This window comes from Stenotrophomonas sp. S4 (assembly GCF_054187805.2).
In genome coordinates this window covers 259127-281103 of the sequence record NZ_CM196188.1, presented here as the reverse complement: position 1 = coordinate 281103, position 21977 = coordinate 259127, and the positions used below count along the sequence as shown (strand labels likewise).

Annotated in this window: 18 protein-coding genes and 1 riboswitch; of the genes, 8 read left to right on the top strand and 10 right to left on the bottom strand. The window is 66.2% G+C overall.

Annotated elements, in window-relative coordinates; genetic code table 11:
- Nucleotides 1-11: 11 nt before the first annotated feature.
- Nucleotides 12-1517 carry a CoA-acylating methylmalonate-semialdehyde dehydrogenase gene (locus ACUZUJ_RS01170; protein WP_049399840.1) on the bottom strand — a complete coding sequence of 502 codons (1506 nt, stop codon included), beginning with the start codon at nt 1515-1517 and terminating at the stop codon, nt 12-14.
- A 115-nt stretch (nt 1518-1632) separates the two neighbouring features.
- Between ACUZUJ_RS01170 and ACUZUJ_RS01165 the strand changes: the two genes are divergently transcribed.
- Both ACUZUJ_RS01165 and ACUZUJ_RS01160 read left to right on the top strand, forming a co-directional pair.
- Entirely contained in the window at nt 1633-3000 is a 1368-nt protein-coding gene (locus ACUZUJ_RS01165) for a helix-turn-helix domain-containing protein (protein WP_053494643.1), read from the top strand.
- 412 nt (nt 3001-3412) lie between these two features.
- Nucleotides 3413-4366, top strand: a complete 954-nt coding sequence (locus tag ACUZUJ_RS01160) for a DUF1028 domain-containing protein (RefSeq protein ID WP_458220208.1) — start codon at nt 3413-3415, stop codon at nt 4364-4366.
- 97 nt (nt 4367-4463) lie between these two features.
- On the opposite strand, the gene ACUZUJ_RS01155 is transcribed toward ACUZUJ_RS01160, so the two are convergent.
- On the bottom strand, nt 4464-6356 hold the full coding sequence (locus ACUZUJ_RS01155; RefSeq protein ID WP_458220207.1) for a patatin-like phospholipase family protein: 1893 nt from the start codon (nt 6354-6356) through the stop codon (nt 4464-4466).
- Between the two features lie 194 nt (nt 6357-6550).
- Here ACUZUJ_RS01155 and ACUZUJ_RS01150 point away from each other — a divergent pair, with 194 nt between their 5' ends.
- The 4 genes from ACUZUJ_RS01150 (at nt 6551) to pncA (ending at nt 10967) form a co-directional block, all read left to right on the top strand.
- Complete coding sequence (locus ACUZUJ_RS01150) at nt 6551-7600, top strand: bifunctional nicotinamide-nucleotide adenylyltransferase/Nudix hydroxylase (protein WP_005411941.1); 1050 nt, start codon at nt 6551-6553, stop codon at nt 7598-7600.
- A gap of 63 nt (nt 7601-7663) precedes the next feature.
- Nucleotides 7664-9073, top strand: coding sequence for a nicotinate phosphoribosyltransferase (locus ACUZUJ_RS01145; RefSeq protein ID WP_510468060.1), 1410 nt, complete (start codon nt 7664-7666; stop codon nt 9071-9073).
- 149 nt (nt 9074-9222) lie between these two features.
- Nucleotides 9223-9437: riboswitch (cobalamin riboswitch) on the top strand.
- Between the two features lie 161 nt (nt 9438-9598).
- On the top strand, nt 9599-10285 hold the full coding sequence (locus ACUZUJ_RS01140; RefSeq protein WP_014035611.1) for an epoxyqueuosine reductase QueH: 687 nt from the start codon (nt 9599-9601) through the stop codon (nt 10283-10285).
- A gap of 55 nt (nt 10286-10340) precedes the next feature.
- A complete protein-coding gene (gene pncA / locus ACUZUJ_RS01135; protein WP_101764736.1) occupies nt 10341-10967 on the top strand; it encodes a bifunctional nicotinamidase/pyrazinamidase in 627 nt (208 codons plus the stop codon).
- Nucleotides 10968-11253: 286 nt separating this feature from the next.
- On the opposite strand, the gene purU is transcribed toward pncA, so the two are convergent.
- Nucleotides 11254-12105, bottom strand: a complete 852-nt coding sequence (purU, locus tag ACUZUJ_RS01130) for a formyltetrahydrofolate deformylase (protein WP_458220205.1) — start codon at nt 12103-12105, stop codon at nt 11254-11256.
- A gap of 114 nt (nt 12106-12219) precedes the next feature.
- Between purU and ACUZUJ_RS01125 the strand changes: the two genes are divergently transcribed.
- Nucleotides 12220-13131: a LysR family transcriptional regulator gene (locus tag ACUZUJ_RS01125; protein ID WP_101764734.1), complete on the top strand. Its 912-nt coding sequence runs from the start codon at nt 12220-12222 to the stop codon at nt 13129-13131.
- 26 nt (nt 13132-13157) lie between these two features.
- On the opposite strand, the gene ACUZUJ_RS01120 is transcribed toward ACUZUJ_RS01125, so the two are convergent.
- The 5 genes from ACUZUJ_RS01120 to ACUZUJ_RS01100 all read right to left on the bottom strand — a co-directional run bounded on the left by ACUZUJ_RS01120 (nt 13158) and on the right by ACUZUJ_RS01100 (nt 17192).
- Nucleotides 13158-13913, bottom strand: coding sequence for a hypothetical protein (locus tag ACUZUJ_RS01120; RefSeq protein WP_458220204.1), 756 nt, complete (start codon nt 13911-13913; stop codon nt 13158-13160).
- 100 nt (nt 13914-14013) lie between these two features.
- Nucleotides 14014-14514 carry a hypothetical protein gene (locus ACUZUJ_RS01115; protein WP_101764733.1) on the bottom strand — a complete coding sequence of 167 codons (501 nt, stop codon included), beginning with the start codon at nt 14512-14514 and terminating at the stop codon, nt 14014-14016.
- A gap of 193 nt (nt 14515-14707) precedes the next feature.
- On the bottom strand, nt 14708-15808 hold the full coding sequence (locus ACUZUJ_RS01110; protein WP_101764732.1) for an NADH:flavin oxidoreductase/NADH oxidase: 1101 nt from the start codon (nt 15806-15808) through the stop codon (nt 14708-14710).
- Nucleotides 15809-15927: 119 nt separating this feature from the next.
- On the bottom strand, nt 15928-16734 hold the full coding sequence (locus ACUZUJ_RS01105; RefSeq protein WP_101764731.1) for an NAD-dependent protein deacetylase: 807 nt from the start codon (nt 16732-16734) through the stop codon (nt 15928-15930).
- Nucleotides 16735-16790: 56 nt separating this feature from the next.
- Entirely contained in the window at nt 16791-17192 is a 402-nt protein-coding gene (locus tag ACUZUJ_RS01100) for an acyl-CoA thioesterase (RefSeq protein ID WP_101764730.1), read from the bottom strand.
- A 90-nt stretch (nt 17193-17282) separates the two neighbouring features.
- On the opposite strand from ACUZUJ_RS01100, the gene ACUZUJ_RS01095 reads away from it, so the two are divergent.
- Complete coding sequence (locus ACUZUJ_RS01095) at nt 17283-17918, top strand: LysE family translocator (RefSeq protein ID WP_075675635.1); 636 nt, start codon at nt 17283-17285, stop codon at nt 17916-17918.
- A gap of 94 nt (nt 17919-18012) precedes the next feature.
- Here ACUZUJ_RS01095 and ACUZUJ_RS01090 read toward each other — a convergent pair whose 3' ends face one another.
- Both ACUZUJ_RS01090 and ACUZUJ_RS01085 read right to left on the bottom strand, forming a co-directional pair.
- Nucleotides 18013-19032 (bottom strand): ribonucleotide-diphosphate reductase subunit beta, encoded by a 1020-nt coding sequence (locus ACUZUJ_RS01090; RefSeq protein ID WP_008264781.1) that lies wholly within the window; start codon nt 19030-19032, stop codon nt 18013-18015.
- 118 nt (nt 19033-19150) lie between these two features.
- The gene (locus ACUZUJ_RS01085) at nt 19151-21553 is read right to left on the bottom strand and encodes a ribonucleoside-diphosphate reductase subunit alpha (RefSeq protein WP_075675636.1); all 2403 of its coding nucleotides are present in this window, start codon (nt 21551-21553) and stop codon (nt 19151-19153) included.
- Between the last annotated feature and the right edge of the window lie 424 nt (nt 21554-21977).

The following is a 21977-nucleotide window of genomic DNA, read 5'->3' as shown; positions in this document are numbered from 1 at the left end:
TGCTCCTGCCGTTACTTCAGGCTGATCGTGGTGTTGACGCCATGGCTGAGCGTCTCGTCATCGAACCAGCGCGCGGTGACCGTCTTGGTCTGGGTGTAGAACAGCACCACCTGCTTGCCGTACGGGCCCAGGTCGCCCAGCTTGGACGCGCGCGAACCGGTGAACGAGAACAGCGGCACCGGCACCGGGATCGGCACGTTGATGCCGACCTGGCCGACGTCGATGTCTTCCTGGAACTTGCGCGCGGCGGCGCCGGACTGGGTGAACAGTGCGGTGCCGTTGCCGTTCGGGTTGCTGTTGACCATCGCGATGGCCTCTTCCAGCGTCTCCGCTTCGAGGATGACCAGAACCGGCCCGAAGATTTCTTCCTGGTAGATGCGCATGTCGGTGGTGACACCGGCAAAGATGGTCGGGCCGACGAAGTTGCCCTTCTCGAAACCATCGACCTGCGGCTTGCGGCCATCCAGCACCAGCTTGGCGCCCTGCTCCACGCCCGAGGCGATCAGGCCTTCCACGCGCTCGCGGGCGCTGCAGGAGATGACCGGGCCCACGTCGGTGCCGGCCACGGTGCCACCACTGACCTTCAGGGTCTTGGCCTTGGTGACCAGGTCCTGCACCCAGTTGCGTGCTTCACCGACCAGCACCAGGGTGGAAGCGGCCATGCAGCGCTGGCCCGCGGCACCGAAGGCGGCACCGACCATCGCGTTGAGGGTCTGTTCCTTGTTGGCGTCCGGCAGCACCACGGCGTGGTTCTTGGCGCCCATCATGCACTGCACGCGCTTGCCGGCCAGCGAGGCACGGTTGTAGACGTGGGTGCCGACGCGGGTGGAACCGACGAACGACACGGCCTTGATGTCCGGATGGTCGCAGATCGCGTTGACCACTTCCTCGCCGCCGTGGACGACGTTCAGCACGCCCTTCGGAATGCCTGCTTCCAGGGCAAGCTCGACCAGGCGCATGGTGACCATCGGGTCCTGCTCGGACGGCTTGAGGATGAAGGTGTTGCCCGTTGCAATCGCCATCGGGAACATCCACAGCGGGATCATCGCCGGGAAGTTGAACGGGGTGATGCCGGCGCACACGCCCAGCGGCTGCATGATCGTGTAGGTGTCCACGCCATTGGCCACGTTGTTGGCCAGCTCGCCCAGCTGCAGGTTGCCGATGGCGGCGGCATGCTCGACCACTTCCAGGCCACGGAACACATCGCCTTCGGCGTCGGGCAGGGTCTTGCCCTGTTCGGCGGTGAGGATGTGGGCCAGCTCGCTCATGTTTTCGCGGATCAGCTGCTGGTACTTCAGGAAGATGCGCGCACGGGTGCCGATCGGGGTCTTGCGCCAGGTCTTGAAGGCTTCCTTGGCGGCGGCGACGGCGGCGTCCACTTCGCCGGTGGTGGCGAACGGCACCTTGGCCAGCACGTCCTGGGTGGCCGGATTGATCACGTCCTGCCAGTGGGAGGTGGCCGATTCAACGAACTGGCCATCGATCAGCATGCGGATACGGGGCGCTGCAACAGTCATGACGACAATCCCACAGGGTGCGAAAGATGCTTGGCATTATTCACAGCACCCACCTCGATTTCCGGGCTGAATCCGCTTAATCTGGCCAACACGCCAGACGATTCATGTTAATTTTGTGAATTATTCAGCCCCCCAGCGACAACTTGGCCTGCGCCTGCTGCGGCTGCGCGAGCAGCGCGGCTACAGCCAGGCGGATCTGGCACGGGCGCTGGGGCTGTCGGCCAGTTACCTGAACCAGATCGAGCGTAACAAGCGCCCACTCACGCCAGCGGTGCAGAAGAAGCTGGGCGAGGTATTGGGCGATGTTTCCTCCCTGTTCGACGACGATGAGCCCGCCGCGCTGCAGGAAGCACTGGGTGAAACCCTGCGCGATCTGGGCCTGGCCGAGGTCAGCGCCACCGAACTGCGCGCGCTGGCCGGCAACCTGCCGCAGGTCAGCCGCGCGCTGCTGGACCTGCATCGCCGCCACCTGGCGCTGCGCGAGCATGCCGCCGCACTGGAATTCCAGCTGGGCGAGCCCGGCGCCGGCAGCACCCTGCCGGCCGGCGACCAGGTACGCGAATTCTTCAACCGCATGCACAACCACATTCCCGAGCTGGACGAGCTGGCCGAGCAGCTGTTCGCCGAGTGGGGGCTGTCGCCCGGGCACGTGGCACCGCGGCTGCGCCAGCTTCTGGCCGACCGCCACGGCGTGCTGGTGGAAGTGGCCGCCCTTCAGGCCGGGCGCGAGAAGCGGCAGTACGATGCCGGTGCGCGGCGGCTGTGGCTGCCCGATTACCTGGAGCCCGGCCAGCAGGCGTTCCAGATGGCGGCCGAGCTGGCCCTTCACGGCTACCTGCCGCAGATCGATGCAGTGGTGGCGCGCGCCGGGTTCACCGATGAGGCACGCATCGCGCAGGCGCGGATCGGTCTCTCCAACTATTTCGCCGGCGCGTTGGTGATGCCGTACATGCGCTTCCTGCGGGCGGCCGAAACCAGCAGCTACGACATCGAACTGCTGGCGCATCAGTTCGGCGTCGGCTTCGAAGCGGTCTGCCATCGGCTGAGCACGCTGGCACGGCGCAGTGCGCCTGGCCTGCCGTTCTTCTTCATCCGCGTGGACCGCGCCGGCAACGTGTCCAAGCGCCATTCGGCCACCGATTTCCACTTCTCGCAGGTGGGCGGTTCGTGCCCGCTGTGGATCGTCTACGAGGCGTTCAACCAGCCCGGCCGCATCCTTACGCAGACGGCGCGCATGCCCGATGGGCGCCGCCATTTCTGGCTGGCGCGGCAGGTCAGCAGTGGCCCGGTGGGCCATGGCCAGCCGCGCAAGACCTTCGCGGTGGCGCTGGGCTGCGATCTGCAGCATGCCGAGCGGCTGGTGTATTCACTGGGGCTGGATGTGCAGAGCCCGGGGAACTCGGTATCGATCGGCCCGGGGTGCCGGGTATGCCCGCGCGAGGACTGCATGCAGCGTGCGTTCGCGCAGTTGCCGGGGCGGTAGGGGTGGTTCGGCAGGGCTGCGCCCTGCACCTGCTTCAATCCAAGGCAACAGCAAAAGCAACAGCGGGCTTTCCGTGGGATGGCGGGGTGGATCCGGTTGCGGGGGACGCTGCAAGTACGTCCATGTAAGCTCGGTCGCCGCATCCATGCGGCTCACGCCCCCGCAACCGGACCCACCCCGCCTTCGACAGTTTCCCGCTGCTGTTGGTGGGTGCTGACCGTTGGTCGGCACGCTGCTGTTGGTGGGTGTCGACCTTGGTCGACACGGTAGATCCATGCCATGCGCGGATGTTCTTCGATGAAGGTTCGAAATATTCGATTTCGATGGGATTCCATCCACGCATGGCGTGGATCTACTAAACCTTTCGTGCGTAGGCTGCATCCCATTGCAATGCCTGCCCACGGAGTTGGCCATGTTCCTGCTGCGTTCCTGCCTGGTCCTGCTGCTCGCTGCCTGCGCTGCGCCGGCGTGGGCGACGTTCTCCATTGCCGCCTGCAACGAGGCCGGCGACTGCGGGGTGGCGGTGGCCACGCACAACCTGGCGGTCGGGGGCGTGGGTGTGCCGTGGGCACAGGCGAAGGTGGGCGCGGTCGCCAGCCAGTTCGAGACCAACCCGACTTATGGGTCGAAGGGTCTGGAGTTGATGGCCAAAGGCCGCACGCCTGCCCAGGTGCTGAAGCAGCTGCTCGATGAAGACGGCAACTTCGATGGCACCACGCTTGCCGAGCGCCAGGTGGGGCTGGTCAGCGCGCGCGGCGGCAATGCGCAGTACACCGGCGCTACCGCGCAGCAGGCGGATTGGGCCGGTGCGCAGGGCGAAGGCATGCTGAGCGTGCAGGGCAATGGCCTGGCTGGGCCGCAGGTGCTGGCCTCGATGCAGCGCGCCTTCGCCGCATCACACGGTGAATTGGCGGCGCGCCTGCTGGCGGCGCTGGAAGCTGGCCAAGACGCGGGAGGCCAGCGCAGCGGGCAGTGGTCGGCGGCGCTACTGGTGCGCACGCCAGGAGGCGACTGGCAGGACACCGACCTGCGCGTGGACGCCGACCCACGCGCGGTCGCGAGGCTGCGCGAGCTGTACGACATGCGCCTGTCCAACGAGGCGATCATCCAGGCCGAGCAGCGTTGGGAGAACGGCGATGTGGCAGGTGCGCGCACTGCGCTGGCGACCTCGTTGTCACTGGCCCATGGCTGGGACCGCACCTGGGCGCGCGCTGCGCGCCTGGCCATGCGGAAAGGTGATATCGCGCTGGCCCGCGAATACCTGGCCGGCCTGCGTGCGCTCAATCCGGGCTGGGTGAAGCAGGAGCTGGCATTGCCCTTGTATGCGCCATTGCAGGGTGATGCGGTGGTGGCGCCGTGGCGATGAGGCACCGCAGGGGGTCGGATCCGTTTTCCTGCGGAAAACGGATCTGACCCCCATTCGAGATGCATCCATGCATGGCGTGGATCTACCGAGGACCGGCTCAGTAGATCGGCGTCACCTTCATCTGCGGCAACGGGCGCGGTGCACCGTCGGTGAGGTCGGGGCCGAGGTCCTCCCAGGTACGTCCCTGCTCGACCATCAAGCCCCACAGCTGCTGCGAGGCCAGCCGCTTGTCTTCCGAGCCCAGCTTGTACGACGGCGGCGTCGGCTCACCGCGGGCAACCATCGAGTACGCCGCACGGTAGGCCAGCACCTGCTGCGCCGGGTCATCGGTACGCGCCACTTCCAGCGTGTAGCGCTGGTAGGCCGAGGCCAGGTTGCGCCAGCGGATCCAGTAGTGGTTCTCGAACGAGAACGAACAGAAGCGCGCACCGGCCAGGCTGCCCTTGTCGGCGATGCGGGTCAGCACCTCCTGCGGCATGTCCAGGTTCATGCCGCCTTCGTCGCCCTGCAGGCTGACGTGCACGATACGGTCGCGGTAACCCGGCGCGCGCGCCTGCAGCAGATCGCGCCAGTTCTGCATGGTCGCCACCACCGCGAACAGGAAGCGGCCCAGCTCGGCGGCCGCCAACGGCGTGGCGATCGACTGGTAGGTCCGCTGCCAGCCGTGACGATTCTCGGTGGGCAGGAACACGGCATGTTCCAGCGCCTGTCGGCCACTGCTGCCGTGGCTCACGTCTTCGGCGTGCTGTGGGTAGACCAGATTGATGGCAAAGGTCGGCCAGCGCGGCAACGCGGCATCGAACAGATGGATCGGGAAGTTGCTGCTGATGCCACCATCGGAGAACCAGCAGATGCGGAACGCGGTGATCACCGGGCCGCAGGCCTGCCCGGCACTGGTCAGCCCTTCCATGCTGTCGGCCACGTTGTGCTCCTGGTCGGCCGCAGGCGCGGTCGGTTCGCAGCGGCGCTCGCGGCGAGAGGGCTCATGCAGCGGCACCGCGCTGATCAGCAGCGGGAAGCTCAGGCTCATGCGCGTGGCCACCAGCACCGGCAGCTTCGGGCCCTGTGGCAGGTGGTAGTACTGCCGTCCTTCCACCTCCAGCGGCGGGCCGGCCTGCTTCACCAGCCACTGCACCACGCTGGCGGGGAACAGCTGCTCGAACTCCTCGCGCAGGAACCAGAACTGCGCGCCGCCCAGCGGCAGCGTGCGCGGCTCGTTGTGCGACACGCAGGTGGTGATCATCTGCAGGCTGATCGCATGCGGGCTGTCCGGCTCAACGGCGTAGCGCGGCGCGTCGTGCAGGTCGGCGAAGGTGAGCGGTGCATCCAGCGGCTTGCCGGACAGCTGCTGCAGGCATTCATGCAGCCACTCGGTCAATGCCGGCGTGCGTGCATCGCGGCCGAGGCCGCTGCACAGGCCCAGCAGGTTGCGCCGCGCCACCCGTGCCACACGCAGCGCGGCACCGGCCACACCCGCACCGTACGCACACAGCAGTGAGGGCAGCAGCGTGGCGGCCACGCCGCTCCAGCCACCGCCCCACCAGCCGAGGCCGAGCAGCAGCGCCAGCGACACCAGCACTTCCAGCGGCGCGATCTCGAATACCGCGACGGCCAGGCACAGCAGTTTGTGCGGCAGGCCGGCATTGCCGGTCAGCACCACCAGCAGCCGGTAGGCCGCGCGCGCGCCCCGTGCCGGCTGGAACAGGCTGTAGATGAAGCCGCGCCGCGACAGCTGCGCCGACACCGCCGACAACCCGCCGTAGCCGGCATCGCCGGGCAGATGTTCGCCCGCCTGCTGGCGGCGATCACCGCATGCCGCCGCGGCCGCCACGGCTGCGGCGATGGCGCCCGCCGAAGTGCCGCCGATGCTCTTGAAGCGATACTCGCGCGCCAGCGCCAATACCGCATTGGGGTACACGATGCCGCTGGTGATGCCGCCTTTCATGACCAGATCGCAGTACTTGTCCGCCACTGTCTTGCCCCCGAGCATGCCGTCCGCCGCGTGGGTGCCAGTATGGCGCAGAGGCTTCTCAGGGCCTGAGAACAGCAGCGCAGTCCCGGCAGGAATCTTCGGTGTTCAGCGGAAGGCATGCCTGCAGGCTTGACCCGCCCCGCCATCGGCGTAGCATCTGCAGCAAGCCAAGGGACAGACCCGCGGCTGCCACAACGACATGAGGGATTCTCATGGAATTCGACTATCTCGTCTTCATCGGGCGATTCGAGCCCTTCCACAACGGCCACGCCGCCGTTGCCCGCCTGGCCCTGAGCCGGGCCCGCAAGCTGATCTTCCTGGTCGGCTCTGCCGATACCCCCCGCAGCCTCCGCAATCCCTGGACCGTGGCCGAACGCGCCGTGATGATCCAGGCTGCCCTCGATGGCCACACCGACCGCCTGCTGATCCGGCCCCTGCGCGACCACCTGTACAACGAAGCGCAGTGGATTGCCAACGTACAACGCCAGGTGGCCGAAGCCCTGCGCAACGATGGCGCCGCTGCCGATGCCAAGGTGGGCCTGATCGGCATGGACAAGGATGCCTCCAGCTACTATCTGCGGGAATTCCCACAATGGCCGCTGGTGGACGTGCAGCACACCGCCACCCTGTCGGCCACCGAGCTGCGGCGCTACCTGTTCGAGGCCGGCGACGTCGACTTCCACGGTGCGCTGCTGATGCTGCGTGGCAATGTGCCGGCGCCGGTGTACGACATGCTCGAAGCGTTCCGCAAAAGCGCGCCTGCCTATGGCCAGCTGGTGGCCGAGTACCGCTTCATCGAACAGTACAAGGCCGCCTGGAAGGATGCGCCGTACGCGCCCACCTTCGTCACCACCGATGCGGTGGTCGTGCATTCGGGCCACGTGCTGCTGGTGCGGCGCCGTTCGGAACCCGGCAAGGGGCTGTGGGCGCTGCCCGGCGGCTTCGTCGGCCAGGAGCAGAGCCTGCTCGACAGCTGCCTGCGCGAACTGCGCGAGGAAACCCGGCTGAAGATTCCGCTACCGGTGTTGAAGGGGTCGTTGAAGGGCCAGCAGGTGTTCGACCACCCCGACCGCAGCCAGCGTGGTCGCACCATCACCCACGGCTTCCACTTCGAGTTTCCGGCCGGTGACCTGCCGCCGGTGCGCGGCGGCGACGATGCCGACAAGGCGCGCTGGATACCGGTGAGTGAAGCACTGGACATGGGCCCGCAGCTGTTCGAAGACCACCTGCACATCCTGGAGTATTTCCTCGGCCGCGGCTGACCGGCCCGGCTTCCCACTGGCGGATAGACCGCCGGTGTCACTCGACGCGAAGGAGCTTCCGTCATGCACTACCTCGATAATCTTCTCCTCAACACCGACAGCTACAAGGCCAGCCATTGGCTGCAGTACCCGCCGGGTACCGATGCCACGTTCTTCTACGTGGAATCACGTGGCGGCCTGCACGATCGCACGGTGTTCTTCGGCCTGCAGGCGATCCTCAAGGACGCCCTGGCACGGCCGGTCACCCACGCCGACATCGACGACGCTGCTGCGGTATTCGCCGCCCATGGCGAACCGTTCAACGAGGCCGGCTGGCGCGATATCGTCGACCGGCTTGACGGCCACCTGCCGGTGCGCATCCGCGCCGTGCCGGAGGGCAGCGTGGTGCCCACCCACCAGGCACTGATGACCATTGAATCGACCGATCCGGCCGCGTTCTGGGTGCCCTCGTACCTGGAAACGCTGCTGCTGCGCGTGTGGTACCCGGTCACCGTGGCCACCATCAGCTGGCATGCACGGCAGACCATTGCCGCGTTCCTGCAGCAGACCAGCGACAACCCGCAGGGGCAGCTGCCGTTCAAACTGCACGACTTCGGCGCGCGCGGCGTCTCGAGCCTGGAATCGGCCGCGCTGGGCGGTGCCGCGCACCTGGTCAACTTCCTCGGCACCGATACCGTCTCGGCCCTGTGCCTGGCGCGCGCGCACTATCACGCGCCGATGGCCGGCCATTCGATTCCCGCCGCCGAGCACAGCACCATCACCAGCTGGGGCCGCGAGCGCGAGGTGGACGCCTACCGCAACATGCTGCGCCAGTTCGGCAAGCCCGGTGCGATCGTAGCGGTGGTGTCGGACAGCTACGACATCTACCGCGCGATCAGCGAGCACTGGGGCACCACCCTGCGCGATGAAGTGATTGCCTCGGGCGCGACCCTGGTCATCCGCCCCGATTCGGGTGACCCGGTGGAGGTGGTGGCCGAAAGCCTGCGCCGGCTGGATGAAGCCTTCGGCCACACCCTCAACAGCAAGGGCTACCGCGTGCTCAACCACGTGCGGGTGATCCAGGGCGATGGCATCAACCCGGACACGATCCGAGCGATCCTGCAGCGCATCACCGACGACGGCTACGCCGCCGACAACGTGGCCTTCGGCATGGGCGGTGCGCTGCTGCAGCGGCTGGACCGCGATACCCAGAAGTTCGCGCTGAAGTGTTCGGCCGCACGGGTGGACGGCGAGTGGATCGATGTCTACAAGGACCCGATCACCGACGCCGGCAAGACCAGCAAGCGCGGCCGCATGCGCCTGCTGCGGCGCCTGGATGACGGCAGCCTGCACACGGTGGCATTGCCTTCCAGCGGTGACGACACGCTGCCAACCGGCTTCGAGGACGCGATGGTGACCGTGTGGGAGAACGGCCGGTTGCTGCACGACCAGCGGCTGGATGAGATCCGCGCGCGGGCGGCGGCGGGGCATTGAAGGTGCATCCCGACCGGGGTCAGAGCCCGCTGCGTGGCAGCGGGATCCGACCCCTTCCTTCCGCTGGGGTCGGATCCCGTTGCAGCGCAACGGGCTCTGACCCCGATGCCCCTTGACCCTGGCCAGCAACGCGTCCACCGTGGGCACGCCGAAGGTATCCCTGCCGTAGTTGTCATCGCGGCAGGGATTTAAACGGGAATCCGGTGAAGGCGCTTCGCGCGCCCATTCCGGAGCTGCCCCGCAGCGGTGAATGGAAACGAATCCTGCCAACAGCACTGGGCTCACGCCTGGGAAGCGGCGGGTAGTAGGTGGGCTGCGGCCCGTGTCCATCAGCCCGAATACCGGCCCCGGCCGGGGGACACGACCGTCCCCTGACTCGACCTGGAATCTCCGCGGGGAGGTTGCCGGGGCCGCCGTCGTCCTGCGCGTGCAGGCGGTGTGGCCGCGCGCGTCCTGTTCACGGTATCCAGCCAGACCCGTTCACCCACGCGCTGATGCATGGGCCACCGCCGTTGCCGGCGGTCCATGCGGTACCTGACGATGACCGAGCTCCAACGCCCCACCCTGACCCTGCCCGCCGACGGCAAGCGCCTGCTGCTGCATTCGTGCTGCGCGCCCTGTTCCGGCGAAGTGATGGAGGCGATCACCGCCTCCGGGATCGACTACGCGATCTTCTTCTACAACCCCAACATCCATCCGGTGAAGGAATACGAGCTGCGCAAGCAGGAGAACATCCGCTTCGCCGAACAGCACGACATCCCGTTCATCGACTGCGACTACGACACCGACAACTGGTTCAGCCGTGCGCGCGGCATGGAGAACGAGCCCGAGCGCGGCATCCGCTGCACGATGTGCTTCGACATGCGCTTCGAACGCACCGCGCTGTACGCGCACGAGCACGGTTACGACACCATCAGTTCGTCGCTGGGCATCTCGCGCTGGAAGAACATGGCGCAGATCAACGACTGCGGCATTCGCGCCGCGTCGCGCTATGAAGGCCTGCAGTACTGGGACTACAACTGGCGCAAGGGCGGCGGTGCCAGCCGCATGATCGAGATCAGCAAGCGCGAGCAGTTCTACCAGCAGGAATACTGCGGCTGCGTGTACTCGCTGCGCGATGCCAACCGCCACCGCCGCGAGAACGGGCGCGAACGGATCAAGATCGGCCTGCTGTACTACGGGCAGGACGCTGAGGCGCCGCAGGGCGATTGACGTGCAGGCATGGGGCGGCCACGCTGGTCGCCCCTTCTGTTGTACCGGACCTGCCATGACCGCCCTGCCCGCCGATGTCGCCCTGCTGGTGATCGACCTGCAGCCGGACTTCATGCCCGGCGGTGCGCTGGCCTGCGACCAGGGCGATGCGCTGGTGGCACCGATTGCCGACCTGCTGGCACAGCGTCGCTACCGCACCGTGGTGGCGACCCAGGACTGGCACCCGGCCGACCATGCCTCGTTTGCCAGCCAGCACCCTGGCCAGCGCCCGTTTGAGACCATCCTGCTGCATGCACAGCCACAGACCTTGTGGCCCGACCACTGCGTGCAGGGCAGCGCCGGTGCCGCGCTGCACCCGGGCGTGGACTGGACGGTGGCCGACGTGATCCTGCGCAAGGGCACGCGCCAACAGGTGGATTCGTACAGCGCCTTCCGCGAGAACCACGGCCCCGATGGCGAGCGCCCGGCCACCGGCCTGGCCGGCTGGCTGCACGAGCGGCGCATCCGCGAAGTGCACGTGTGCGGCCTGGCCCGTGACTACTGCGTGCTGTGGAGCGCGCAGGACGCGGTGAAGTCCGGCTTCCGGGTGAAGTTCCTGTGGGACCTGACCCGGCCGGTGACCGAAGCCAACGACGCGATGGTGCGCGAAGCGCTGGGCAAGGCGGGGATCGCGATCGCCTGAGGCGTGACCGCCGGGCATGGCCCGGCGCTACCGCGCACGTCGCTTATGCCGCTTGCGCGCTCCTGCCCACGACAACACAATCGATTCATCCAGCCCCCAAACTACGCCCCCTACAGATCGCGGGACGGCCGAACCGGGGGCTTTTCATTGGATGAAATCAGGATTCGGTAGTGCCGGCCACTGGCCGGCAACCTCGGGATCTCTGCAGTTGCCGGCCAGCGGCCGGCACTACCGGATAGCACCCGTGGTAGCGCCGGGCCATGCCCGGCGGACGCGGGATGGGCGATTACCGGAACACCACCGTTCGGTGCCCGTTGAGCAGGATGCGGTGCTCCACATGGCGGCGAACCGCGCGTGCCAGCACCAGCGATTCGGTATCGCTGCCCAGCCGCACCAGCTCGCGCGGTGCCATCGCGTGGTCCACGCGGGCCACGTCCTGTTCGATGATCGGGCCTTCGTCCAGATCCTCGGTAACGTAATGCGCGGTGGCGCCGATGATCTTGACCCCGCGCGCGTGCGCCTGGTGGTACGGCTGCGCGCCCTTGAAGCTGGGCAGGAAGCTGTGGTGGATGTTGATCGCACGGCCGGCCAGCGCGTGGCACAGCGTGGGTGACAGGATCTGCATGTAACGCGCCAGTACCACCAGATCGATGCGCTCGCGCTCGACCAGGTCGATGATCTGTTGTTCCTGCACCGCACGCGTATCGGCGGTCACCGGCAGGTGGTGGAACGGTACCTGGTAGGACGCGGCCAATGGCGCGAAGTCGGCGTGGTTGGACGCCACTGCCGCGATGTCGACCTTCAGCTGCCCGCTGTGGGCACGGAACAGCAGATCGTTGAGGCAGTGCCCCTGCTTGCTGACCAACACCAGAAGGCGTGCGCGACGGCGGCCATCATGCAGCTGCCAGTCCATGCCGAAGCCTTCGGCAAGCGTGGCCATGGCGGCATGCACAGTCTCCAGCGGCAGGCCGGCGTCACGGTCGAAATGCACGCGCAGGAAGAAGCGACCGCTTTCCTCGTCGCCGAACTGCTGGGCGTCGAGGATGTTGCAGCCGTGGTCGAACAGCAGGCCGGACACGCGATAGACGATGCCGGTACGGTCGGGGCAGGACAGGGTGAGGATGGAATCGGGGCGCATCGCCCGAGTGTAGGGCAGCGCCCTGCCCGATGGATCGATGGTCACCGATGCAACCGACCTGCTTGGTTCAGTCCCAAGCGATACTTGGGACTCCCCGTGGCAAGCTGGTCGGTCATGAACCTGTTGCAACTGATCCGCAGCTTCACCCGCACCGCAGAGACCGGCAGCATTGCCGCCGCGGCCCGCATCCTTGGCATCAGCGCCACCGCAGTCGGCCAGAACATCAACCGGCTGGAAGCGCATCTGGGCGTACGGCTGCTGAACCGAAGTACGCGCCAGCTGGCCCTCAGCGAGGCCGGCGCGCTGTACCTGGCGCAGGTGCGCCACATCGAAGCCGACCTGGCGCGTGCGCAGGCGATGGTCACTGCCGGTGACATCGAGCCGGCCGGGCCGCTGCGCATCGCCAGCAGCAGCGCCTTCGGTCGCCACGTGCTTGCCCCCTTGCTGCCTTCACTGCAGAAACGCTATCCGCAACTGCAGCTGGAGCTGCGCCTGACCGACCGCGCCGTGCAGCATGGCCCGGAAGCGGTGGATGCCAGCATCCGCATCGGGGCGCAGCTGGAGGATGGCGTGGTCGCGCGGCAGCTGGCGCGCGTGCCGTTCGTGTTCTGTGCCTCGCCAACCTACCTGAAGGCCCATGGCACGCCGCAGGAACCCTCGGAACTGGGCAGCCATCGCGGGCTGCTGCACCGCTTCCCCACCGATGGCCGGCCGCTGCGCTGGGGCCTGCTGAAGGAGGGCCAGCGCGTGGACGCCGCGCTGCCGCCGAGCATGGTCTGCGATGACATCGATGCGCTGGCGTCGCTGGCGGCGGCCGGTGCCGGCATCACCCGGCTGGCCGCGTTCGTGGCCGAGCCGTACCTGCGCGATGGCCGCCTGACGCCGGTGTTCGGCGCCGACACGGCGTGGCGCCCGGAGCCGATGGAGGTCTATTTCTGCGTCAGCGACCGCCGCGACTTCACCGCCAAGATCCGCGCGCTGTTCGAGCATCTGCAGGCTGGCATCGCGCCGGCCTGGCGGGTGTGACGGGGAAGAGCGGAGGGCCTTCGCGGTCAGAAACTCTCCTTCAGGCTCATCAGGTGAGCACTGGCCTCTGCCCATCCTGTCAGGGTGCGCAGGCGCTGCCCATTCCTGAAAACATGGAATACCGGAGTTTCATGGACATCCAGTTCTTTCCAGCCCGCGGGCCCCGCTTGGAGCAACATGGGATGAGAGGGATTGCTTCTGTTCCACTCGCTGACACCCGGCTGCGGCCATGCAGGAGATCGACGCACGACAAAGCGCACGCTGGATCGAATCCATGTCCATTCTGGTTCGTTCATGATCACGTGCATCGCGCGTCGCGAGGGAGCGCATGCCGGACTGACATAGGCGACCACCTCCAATCCCTCCCTGTACGTCCACCCCCGCCATTCCAGCTTTCCACTCGCAAGAGGGTGGAGAACGCCCTGCTGGCCAGGCGCGTTCCGCTCTATCTCGGGAAGTTCATCTACACGCAATGACGCCATCTCACGCAGCGCATTGGCCTCAGCAAAATGTCGAACCTGCACCAGAACCGCGTGCATTTTCCGGTGCGTTGTCTCTGTGGCAATACCTCTCCGCCCCAGTTCTGCATGAATGCATCGGACCTTGCCAAGCCATTTCTCGTCTCCAACGTACATTGAGATGTAGAAGCTGGCGCGGAACGCGGCCTCAAGATCCAGATCGCTCAAACTGCCGCAACCATCCCCTGATGATCTGGAAGACTCCCATGACGAATAGCCATCCACCAGCTTCTCGACTCGGTCTGAAGCGCCAGCGGCCAACATCTCCCGGTCCATTTCACGCAGTTGAGCGTCTACTGGAGTTGCTGCCCACGTACTTGTGGGCAGCAGCAAACACCAAAGCAGCATGCGACCAATCATGCGATCAGCAACTCGACATGCAGATGCTGCTCATGGAGGTTGAACAGGTCGCACGCCCTGAACAGGCGTAGCCCGGATAATCTTCGAATACCGGGTTTGGATTGGCCGACTGCACGACCACATGATCCGCTTCCGACTCCTGCCGCAATCCCGGGATGTGCACAATTGCGCGCTGTGCCCCGAAGAGTGACAGGAGCCGATAGGCTTCACCTGCACTCAGTTCGGAGACGATGGGCTCGTAGCTGAAGCTGGCCAGTCCCCGATCTCCAAACACCAGCGAATCGACAAACTGCTTGCGCGCAAGGGGTGAAAGCAACATCAGTGGGGATTCGGGAGAGAGCTCGATCATGTGAAGATCAAGCCGCCCCCGCGAGTTCACAGGGGCGTGCATGAGCGAGACATTCTCCGCCCCGGTGACACTCGCCACGTCATCACCTGCGACGGCAGGCATTGATAGAGGCAGTGAGAAAGCCGAGAGCAGAACAACCAGCATCATGGGTTTCATTGCGTTTCTCCATTGGCTGCACAACCGTGTGTGCAGCTCAACGTTGCAATGTCCGCACCCAGCGCAATGAGGTGTCATTCACATAAAGTGGTATCCGCAATCATTCCTAGTTCGTTGCGACAGGCTATGCCGCAACTCGCCGCCGCGTAGATCCCCTGCATCCTGAAGCGTCACAATGCGCTCGCAGATTGCGTCAGCGCGCCTTGAACACGCCGCGCGCATCGCGTGGCTCACAGCGCAGGTACTGGGGCGCAGCGTCCACGCTGTCGCGCAATGCTGCGGCAGCGTGCCACGGCCAACGCGGGTCGTAGAGGATGCCGCGCGCCAGGGCCACGGCATCGGCGTGGCGGTGGCGCAGAATCGACTCGGCCTGTTCCGGTTCGGTGATCATGCCCACCGCGATCACCGGCATGCGCACCTTGGCCTTGATCGCCGCGGCGAACGGCACCTGGTAACCAGGGCCGACGGTGATCTTCTGGCGCTCGTCCAGGCCGCCGCTGGAGACATGCAGGAAATTGCAGCCGCGCGCGTCCAGCACCTGTGCCAGCGCCTCGCTCTGCACCAGGTCCCAGCCACCCTCGACCCAGTCGCTGGCGGAAATGCGCACGCCCACGGCGACCTTGTCGGACACCGCCGCACGCACCGCATCGAACACCTCCACCAGCAGGCGCAAGCGGTTCGGCAGCGAGCCACCGTAGCCGTCGGTGCGGCGGTTGCTCAGCGGCGACAGGAACTGGTGCAGCAGGTAACCGTGCGCGGCATGCAGCTCGATCAGCTCGAAGCCCAGGCGCTCGGCACGCACCGCACTGGCGGCGAAGGCGGCGATGACCTCGGCAATGCCGGCCTCGTCCAGTTCCTGCGGTGCCGGGTCTGCCGCATGGAACGGCAGCGGCGACGGCGCCACGGTGGCCCAGCCACGCGCATCGTCGGCCGGCAGCTGGCCACCGCCGTCCCACGGACGGTTCACCGAGGCCTTGCGGCCGGCATGGCCCAGCTGGATGCCCAGCGGCATCGGCGACCAGCGGCGGACGCTGGTCAGCACCTGCGCCAGCGCGGCCTCGGTACCGTCGTCCCACAGGCCCAGGTCGGCCCAGCTGATGCGGCCGCGCGGTTCGACCGCGGTGGCTTCCAGGATCAGCAGGCCGGCGCCGGACTGCGCCAGGTTGCCCAGGTGCATGGCGTGCCAGTCGCTGGCGCGGCCGTCTTCGGCGGAGTACTGGCACATCGGCGCGATCACGATGCGGTTGGACAGGGTCAGGGGGCCGAACGAGATCGGCGAAAACAGCTGGGTCACGGCGATGCGGGGGACAGGCGGATGGAGGGTGCGTATTGCACCGCTGCGCGGCTCCCGGATCAACCGCCTGGATGGATCGCTGTTTCGTGCGATCTACTTCAGCCGGGCGTGGGCTCGGCTCAACACGAAGCCCATCCAGCCAGCGCTTCAGCGCAGTCCCGCTCGTCCTTGAACTGCAGCAGGTCGTCGGCGCGGGTGCGGCCACGGTTCAATGCCGCCACCGGCAACCCTGCCCTGGCCGCGGCCTGCACGAAGCGGAAGCCGGAATAGACCATCAGCGACGAGCCCACCACCAGCACGGCGTCGGCCTGCTGCAGGTGATCGTGCACCGCGGCCACGCGTTCGCGCGGCACGTTTTCGCCGAAGAACACCACATCCGGCTTCAACAGGCCGCCGCAGCAGGCGCAATCGGGCACCACGAACGTGGAGAAATCGGTCTCCAGGTCGGCATCGCCATCGGGGGCGATACCGGCCTCCAGCGCATCCCAGCCGGGATTGGCGTCCAGCAGCCGCTGCTGGAACTCCTCGCGGCCGCTGCGGCGCTCGCAGCCCATGCAGCGCACCCGGTCCAGGCGGCCATGCAGGTCGATCACATTGTGGCTGCCGGCACGCTGGTGCAGGCCGTCCACGTTCTGGGTCAGCAGTACCTGCAGCGTGCCGCGGCGTTCCAGCGCGGCCAGCGCCTGGTGGGTGCCGTTGGGCCGGGCCAGGCCGAAGCGTGGCCAGCCGAGCAGGCTGCGCGCCCAGTAGCGCTGGCGGGTGGCCGCCTCGCCCATGAAGGCCTGGTAGGTCACCGGCGGCGTGCGTTTCCACTGGCCGTCGGTATCGCGGTAATCGGGAATGCCCGAGGCGGTACTGCAACCAGCGCCGGTCAGCACGAACAAGCGCTGGGCGCGGTCGATGAAGTCGGTCAGCAGCGGGGTCATGGCTGCCAGATGGGGGCGCGCAAGCGCCCCTGCAAGCGCCGGTTCAGCCGGCGGGCTCAGGCCGCCGGCAGCGACGGCACCGCGATCGGGTGGCCTTCCTCGTCCAGCGCGATCATCACGAAGTGGCCGCGGGTGCACAGCTTGCGCTCGCCGCTGTGCAGGTCTTCGGCGACCAGTTCGACCTCGACCTTCATCGAGCTGCGGCCGACTTCGACGATGCGGCCGATGGTTTCCACCATCTGGCCGATGCGGATCGGCAGCTTGAAGTCGACCTGGTCGCTGCGCGCGGTCACCACGGTGCGGCGCGAATAGCGGGCGGCGGCCAGGAAGGCGGCCTTGTCCATCCATGCCAATGCCTGGCCACCGAACAGGGTGCCCAGGTGGTTGGTGTGGTTGGGGAAGACGATTTCGGCCATGCGCACTTCGGTGGGCGGCACGGTCTCGGGGATCGGGGTCATGGGGGTGCTTCGGTGTGGGGTCCGGCAATTTTAAGCCAGGCCCCGTGCAGGCGGCGCTACACTGCGCCACGCCCACTGCCTGGACCGCCCATGCCCGCACCTTCCGACCTCCTGGCCTTTGCGCTGGTTTCGCTGGCGATGGTGCTCACGCCCGGGCCGAACATGATCTACGTCATCTCGCGCTCGATCTGCCAGGGGCCGGTCGCAGGGCTGATCTCGCTGGGCGGTGTGGCGCTGGGCTTCGTGTTCTACATGCTGTGTGCGGCACTGGGCATCACCGCGCTGCTGATGACCGTACCGTTCGCCTACGACGCGCTGCGCATCGGTGGCGCGCTGTACCTGCTGTACCTGGCCTGGCAGGCACTGAAGCCCGGCGGCCGTTCGCCGTTCGCGGTGCGTGACCTGCCGCAGGACAGCCCGCGCAAACTGTTCACGATGGGCTTCCTGACCAATCTGCTGAACCCGAAAGTGGCGGTGATGTATCTGTCACTGCTGCCGCAGTTCCTGCATCCGGACGGCGAAGGCAGCGTGCTGATGCAGTCGATCGTGCTGGGTTCCACCCAGATCGCGGTGAGTGTGACCGTGAACGGCATCATCGCGCTGACCGCTGGCAGCATCGCCGGCTTCCTGGCCGCGCGCCCGACCTGGCAGATGGTGCAGCGCTGGCTGATGGGCACGGTACTGGCCGGGCTGGCGGTGCGCATGGCGGTGGAAGGGCGGCGCTGACACTTTGTAGAGTCGAGCATGGCTCGACGCTACAGAAACGAAAAACCCCGGCGTTGGCCGGGGTTCTTCGTTGCGACAGAGCTGACCGGTTCGATCAGAAGTTCATGTCGAAGGCGACTTCGCCCTGCACGCCGACCTGGTAGGCCGAGACGCGGCGTTCGAAGAAGTTGGTCAGCTCCTGCACGTCCTGCAGTTCCATGAACGGCAGCGGGTTGCGCACGTTGTACTTCTTTTCCATGCCCAGCTTGGCGAAGTGCTGGTCGGCACAATGCTGCAGGTACTGGCGCATGTCGCGGGTCGAGATGCCGGCCACGCCGCCGGACAGCACGTCCTCGGCGAACTGCACTTCGCATTCAATGGCTTCGGCCAGCATGTCGTAGACCTGCTGCTTCATCTCGTCGTCGAACAGGTCCGGCTCTTCCTCACGCACCACGCGCACCGACTCGAACGCGAACTCCATGTGCGCGCTCTCGTCGCGGAACACCCAGTTGGTGCCCGAAGCCAGGCCCGGCAGCAGGCCGCGCGAACGGAAGTAGTACACGTAGGCGAAGGCGGCGAAGAAGAACAGGCCTTCGATGCACGCAGCGAAGCAGATCTGGTTGAGCAGGAACTGGCGGCGCTCGGCACGGGTCTCGATGCGCTTCAGGTCCTGGATCGAGTCGATCCACTTGAAGCAGAAATCGGCCTTCTTCTTGATCGAGTCGATGTTCTCCACCGCGGCGAAGGCTTTGACGCGCTCTTCCGGATCCGGCAGGTAGTTGTCGAGCAGGGTCAGGTAGAACTGCACGTGCAGCGCTTCTTCATACAGCTGGCGCGACAGGTACATGCGCGCTTCCGGCGCATTCAAGTGCTGGTACAGGTTCAGCACCAGGTTGTTGGACACGATCGAGTCGCCGGTGGCGAAGAACGCGACCAGGCGGTGGATCAGGTGACGCTCACCCGGCGACATCTTGCTGTGCAGGTCGGTGATGTCGATCTGGAAGTTGATCTCTTCCACCGTCCAGGTGTTCTTGATCGCATTCCGGTACATGTCATAGAACTGCGGGTAGCGCATCGGGCGCAGGGTCAGTTCAAAACCGGGATCGAGCAGCATCTGCTTGGGCTTGTCGGCCATGGGTGTTTCCTTGAATTCCTGGGTGAGCCGCCGGGCATGGCCCGGCGCTACCGTGGGTGATGATCGTTGGCCGGGGTTGCCGGCCAGCGGCCGGCACTACCGCGCGGCGGTGCCGCTCTTACTGGCAGGCCTCGCAGGCTTCCGGGTTTTCCAGCGAGCAGGCGATGGCTTCGTCCGGGCTGAACACCTTGGCCGGGGCCGCAGCGCTGACCGTGGTCTTGGCGATCTTGGTGGCCGGGCGCGAACGCAGGTAGTAGGTGGTCTTGATGCCCTGCTTCCAGGCGTACATGTACATGGAGGACATCGCGCCGATGTTCGGGCTTTCCATGAACAGGTTGAGCGAGGCCGACTGGTCGATGAAGGCGCCACGCTCGGCGGCCATGTCGATCAGCGAACGCATCGGCAGTTCCCACGCGGTGCGGTAAACCTCGCGCAGCGTTTCCGGAATCTGTGCCACGCCCGCGATGGAGCCTTCGGCCAGCTTGATGGCATCGCGCATTTCCGGCGTCCACAGGCCCAGCTTCTTCAGCTCGTTGACCAGGTAGCGGTTGACCTGCAGGAAGTCACCGGACAAGGTCTCGCGCTTGAACAGGTTGGATACCTGCGGCTCGACGCACTCGTAGCAGCCGGCGATCGAGGCGATGGTCGCGGTCGGGGCAATCGCGATCATCAGCGAGTTGCGCAGGCCGTGTTCCTTGATGCGGGCACGCAGGGCATCCCAGCGCTCGGCGTCTTCCGGCACCACGTTCCAGGCGTCGAACTGCAGTTCGCCACCGGCGGCGCGAGTGTCGTTGAACGACGGGTGCTTGCCGCGTTCCTGGGCCAGCTCGCAGGAGGTTTCCAGCGCGTGGAAGTAGATCGCTTCGGCAATCTTCTTCGACAGGGCACGGGCTTCGGCGCTGTCGAACGGCAGGCGCTTGCGGAAGAACACGTCCTGCAGGCCCATGCAGCCCAGGCCGACCGGACGCCAGCGCAGGTTGGCGCGGCGGGCGGTTTCGATCGGGTAGAAGTTCAGGTCGATGACGCGGTCGAGCTGGCGCACGGCCAGGCGCACGGTCTCGGCCAGCTTCTCGAAGTCGAACTCGTTGTGCTCGTCGAAGTGGTTGCCCAGGTTGATCGAACCCAGGTTGCACACCGCGGTTTCATCGTTGGACGTGACTTCCAGGATTTCCGTGCACAGGTTCGACAGGTGGATCACGTTGCCGGCGCGCAGGGTCTGGTTGCTGGCGCGGTTGCACTTGTCCTTGAAAGTCATCCAGCCGTTGCCGGTCTCGGCCAGCGTACGCATCATGCGGGCATACAGCTTGCGCGCGGAGATGGTGCGGTTGGCCTTGCCCTGGGCTTCGGCCTGCAGGTAGGCCTGCTCGAAGGCTTCGCCGAACAGGTCAGTGAACTCCGGCACGACGCGCGGATCGAACAGCGACCATTCCTGGTCGGCCTCGACGCGCTTCATGAACAGGTCCGGCACCCAGTTGGCCAGGTTCAGGTTGTGCGCACGGCGGGCTTCGTCACCGGTGTTGTCGCGCAGTTCGAGGAAGTCCTCGATGTCGGCGTGCCAGGTTTCCAGGTACACACAGGCCGCGCCCTTGCGCTTGCCGCCCTGGTTCACCGCGGCCACCGACGAATCCATGGTCTTCAGCCACGGCACGATGCCGTTGGAGTGGCCGTTGGTCGACTTGATCAGCGAACCACGCGAACGCACGCGGGTGTAGCTGACGCCGATGCCGCCGGAGAACTTCGACAGCTGGGCGATGTCGCCGTACTTGGAATAGATCGACTCCAGCGAGTCCTGCGGCGAGTCCAGCAGGAAGCACGAGGACAGCTGCTCGTGGGTGGTGCCGGAATTGAACAGGGTCGGGCTGGACGGCAGGTAGTCCAGGTTGCCCATGCGCTTGTACAGCGCCAGGGTCTCGGACACGTCCTCGCTCAGCGCGCTGGCGATGCGCAGGAAGAACTGCTGCGGGGTCTCGATCACCTTGCGGGTGTGCGGGTGGCGCAGCAGGTAACGGTCGTACAGGGTGCGCAGGCCGAAGTAATCGAAGTTCAGGTCCAGCGCGCCGTCGATGGCGTCGTTGAGCTTGCGTGCATTGGTCTGCACGAAGTTCAGCAGGCGGTCGTTGATCAGGCCGACTTCATGGCCACGGCTGACCGACTGCGAGAAGGCGTAGATTTCCTGGCCCGAGACTTCCTTGGCGATGTAGTTGGCCAGCAGGCGCGCAGCCAGGCGGCCGTACTCGGGCTCTTCACCGATCAGCAGGGCGGCGGTGCGGATGGACAGTTCGTCCAGCTCGCGGGTGGTGGCACCGTTGTACAGGCCGGAAATGGTACGGGTGGCCACGCGCATCGGATCGACGGCGTGCAGGCCTTCGGAGGAACGCTGCACCGCACGCACGATCTTGTTCAGGTCCACCAGCTCGGTGGTCCCATTGCGCTTGGTCACACTCATCGCGTTGGCCGTCGGCGGCGACGTCAACAGGAATTCGCTTTCCTTCTCGATGGTGGCGCTGGATTCGGTGCTCACGGCGTGTGTCCTCTTGGCGTGATTGGGGGTGCTCGATGCATCGGGTGACGCAGCCCGGGACATGACAGCCCAGGATGGCAGGACGGCGTCGCAGGGGATGAGACCCTGCGCCTGCCACTGCCGTTGACGATCGCGGATGGGTACCCCGGGCACCCCCTGGAATTGGGGTTGCTGCGACCGACGGCCACAAGATAGTGGGGGTAATGGGGTCCGTCAACGCCAAATGTAGTGAAATTCGGCAATCCCTTGCGCCGCAAGGATCGTGCCATCAGCGCCTCATCGGGACGCTTCAGACCTGCCGGAACGGGCTGCGCAGTCAAGCCCGAAAGCGTCATTGCGGTGGTACAACGCACCGCAGAAACGGAACAATGACAGCTTCACATGACAGTGATGAAACTGGCTAGGGACAACCCTGTGGATAGGT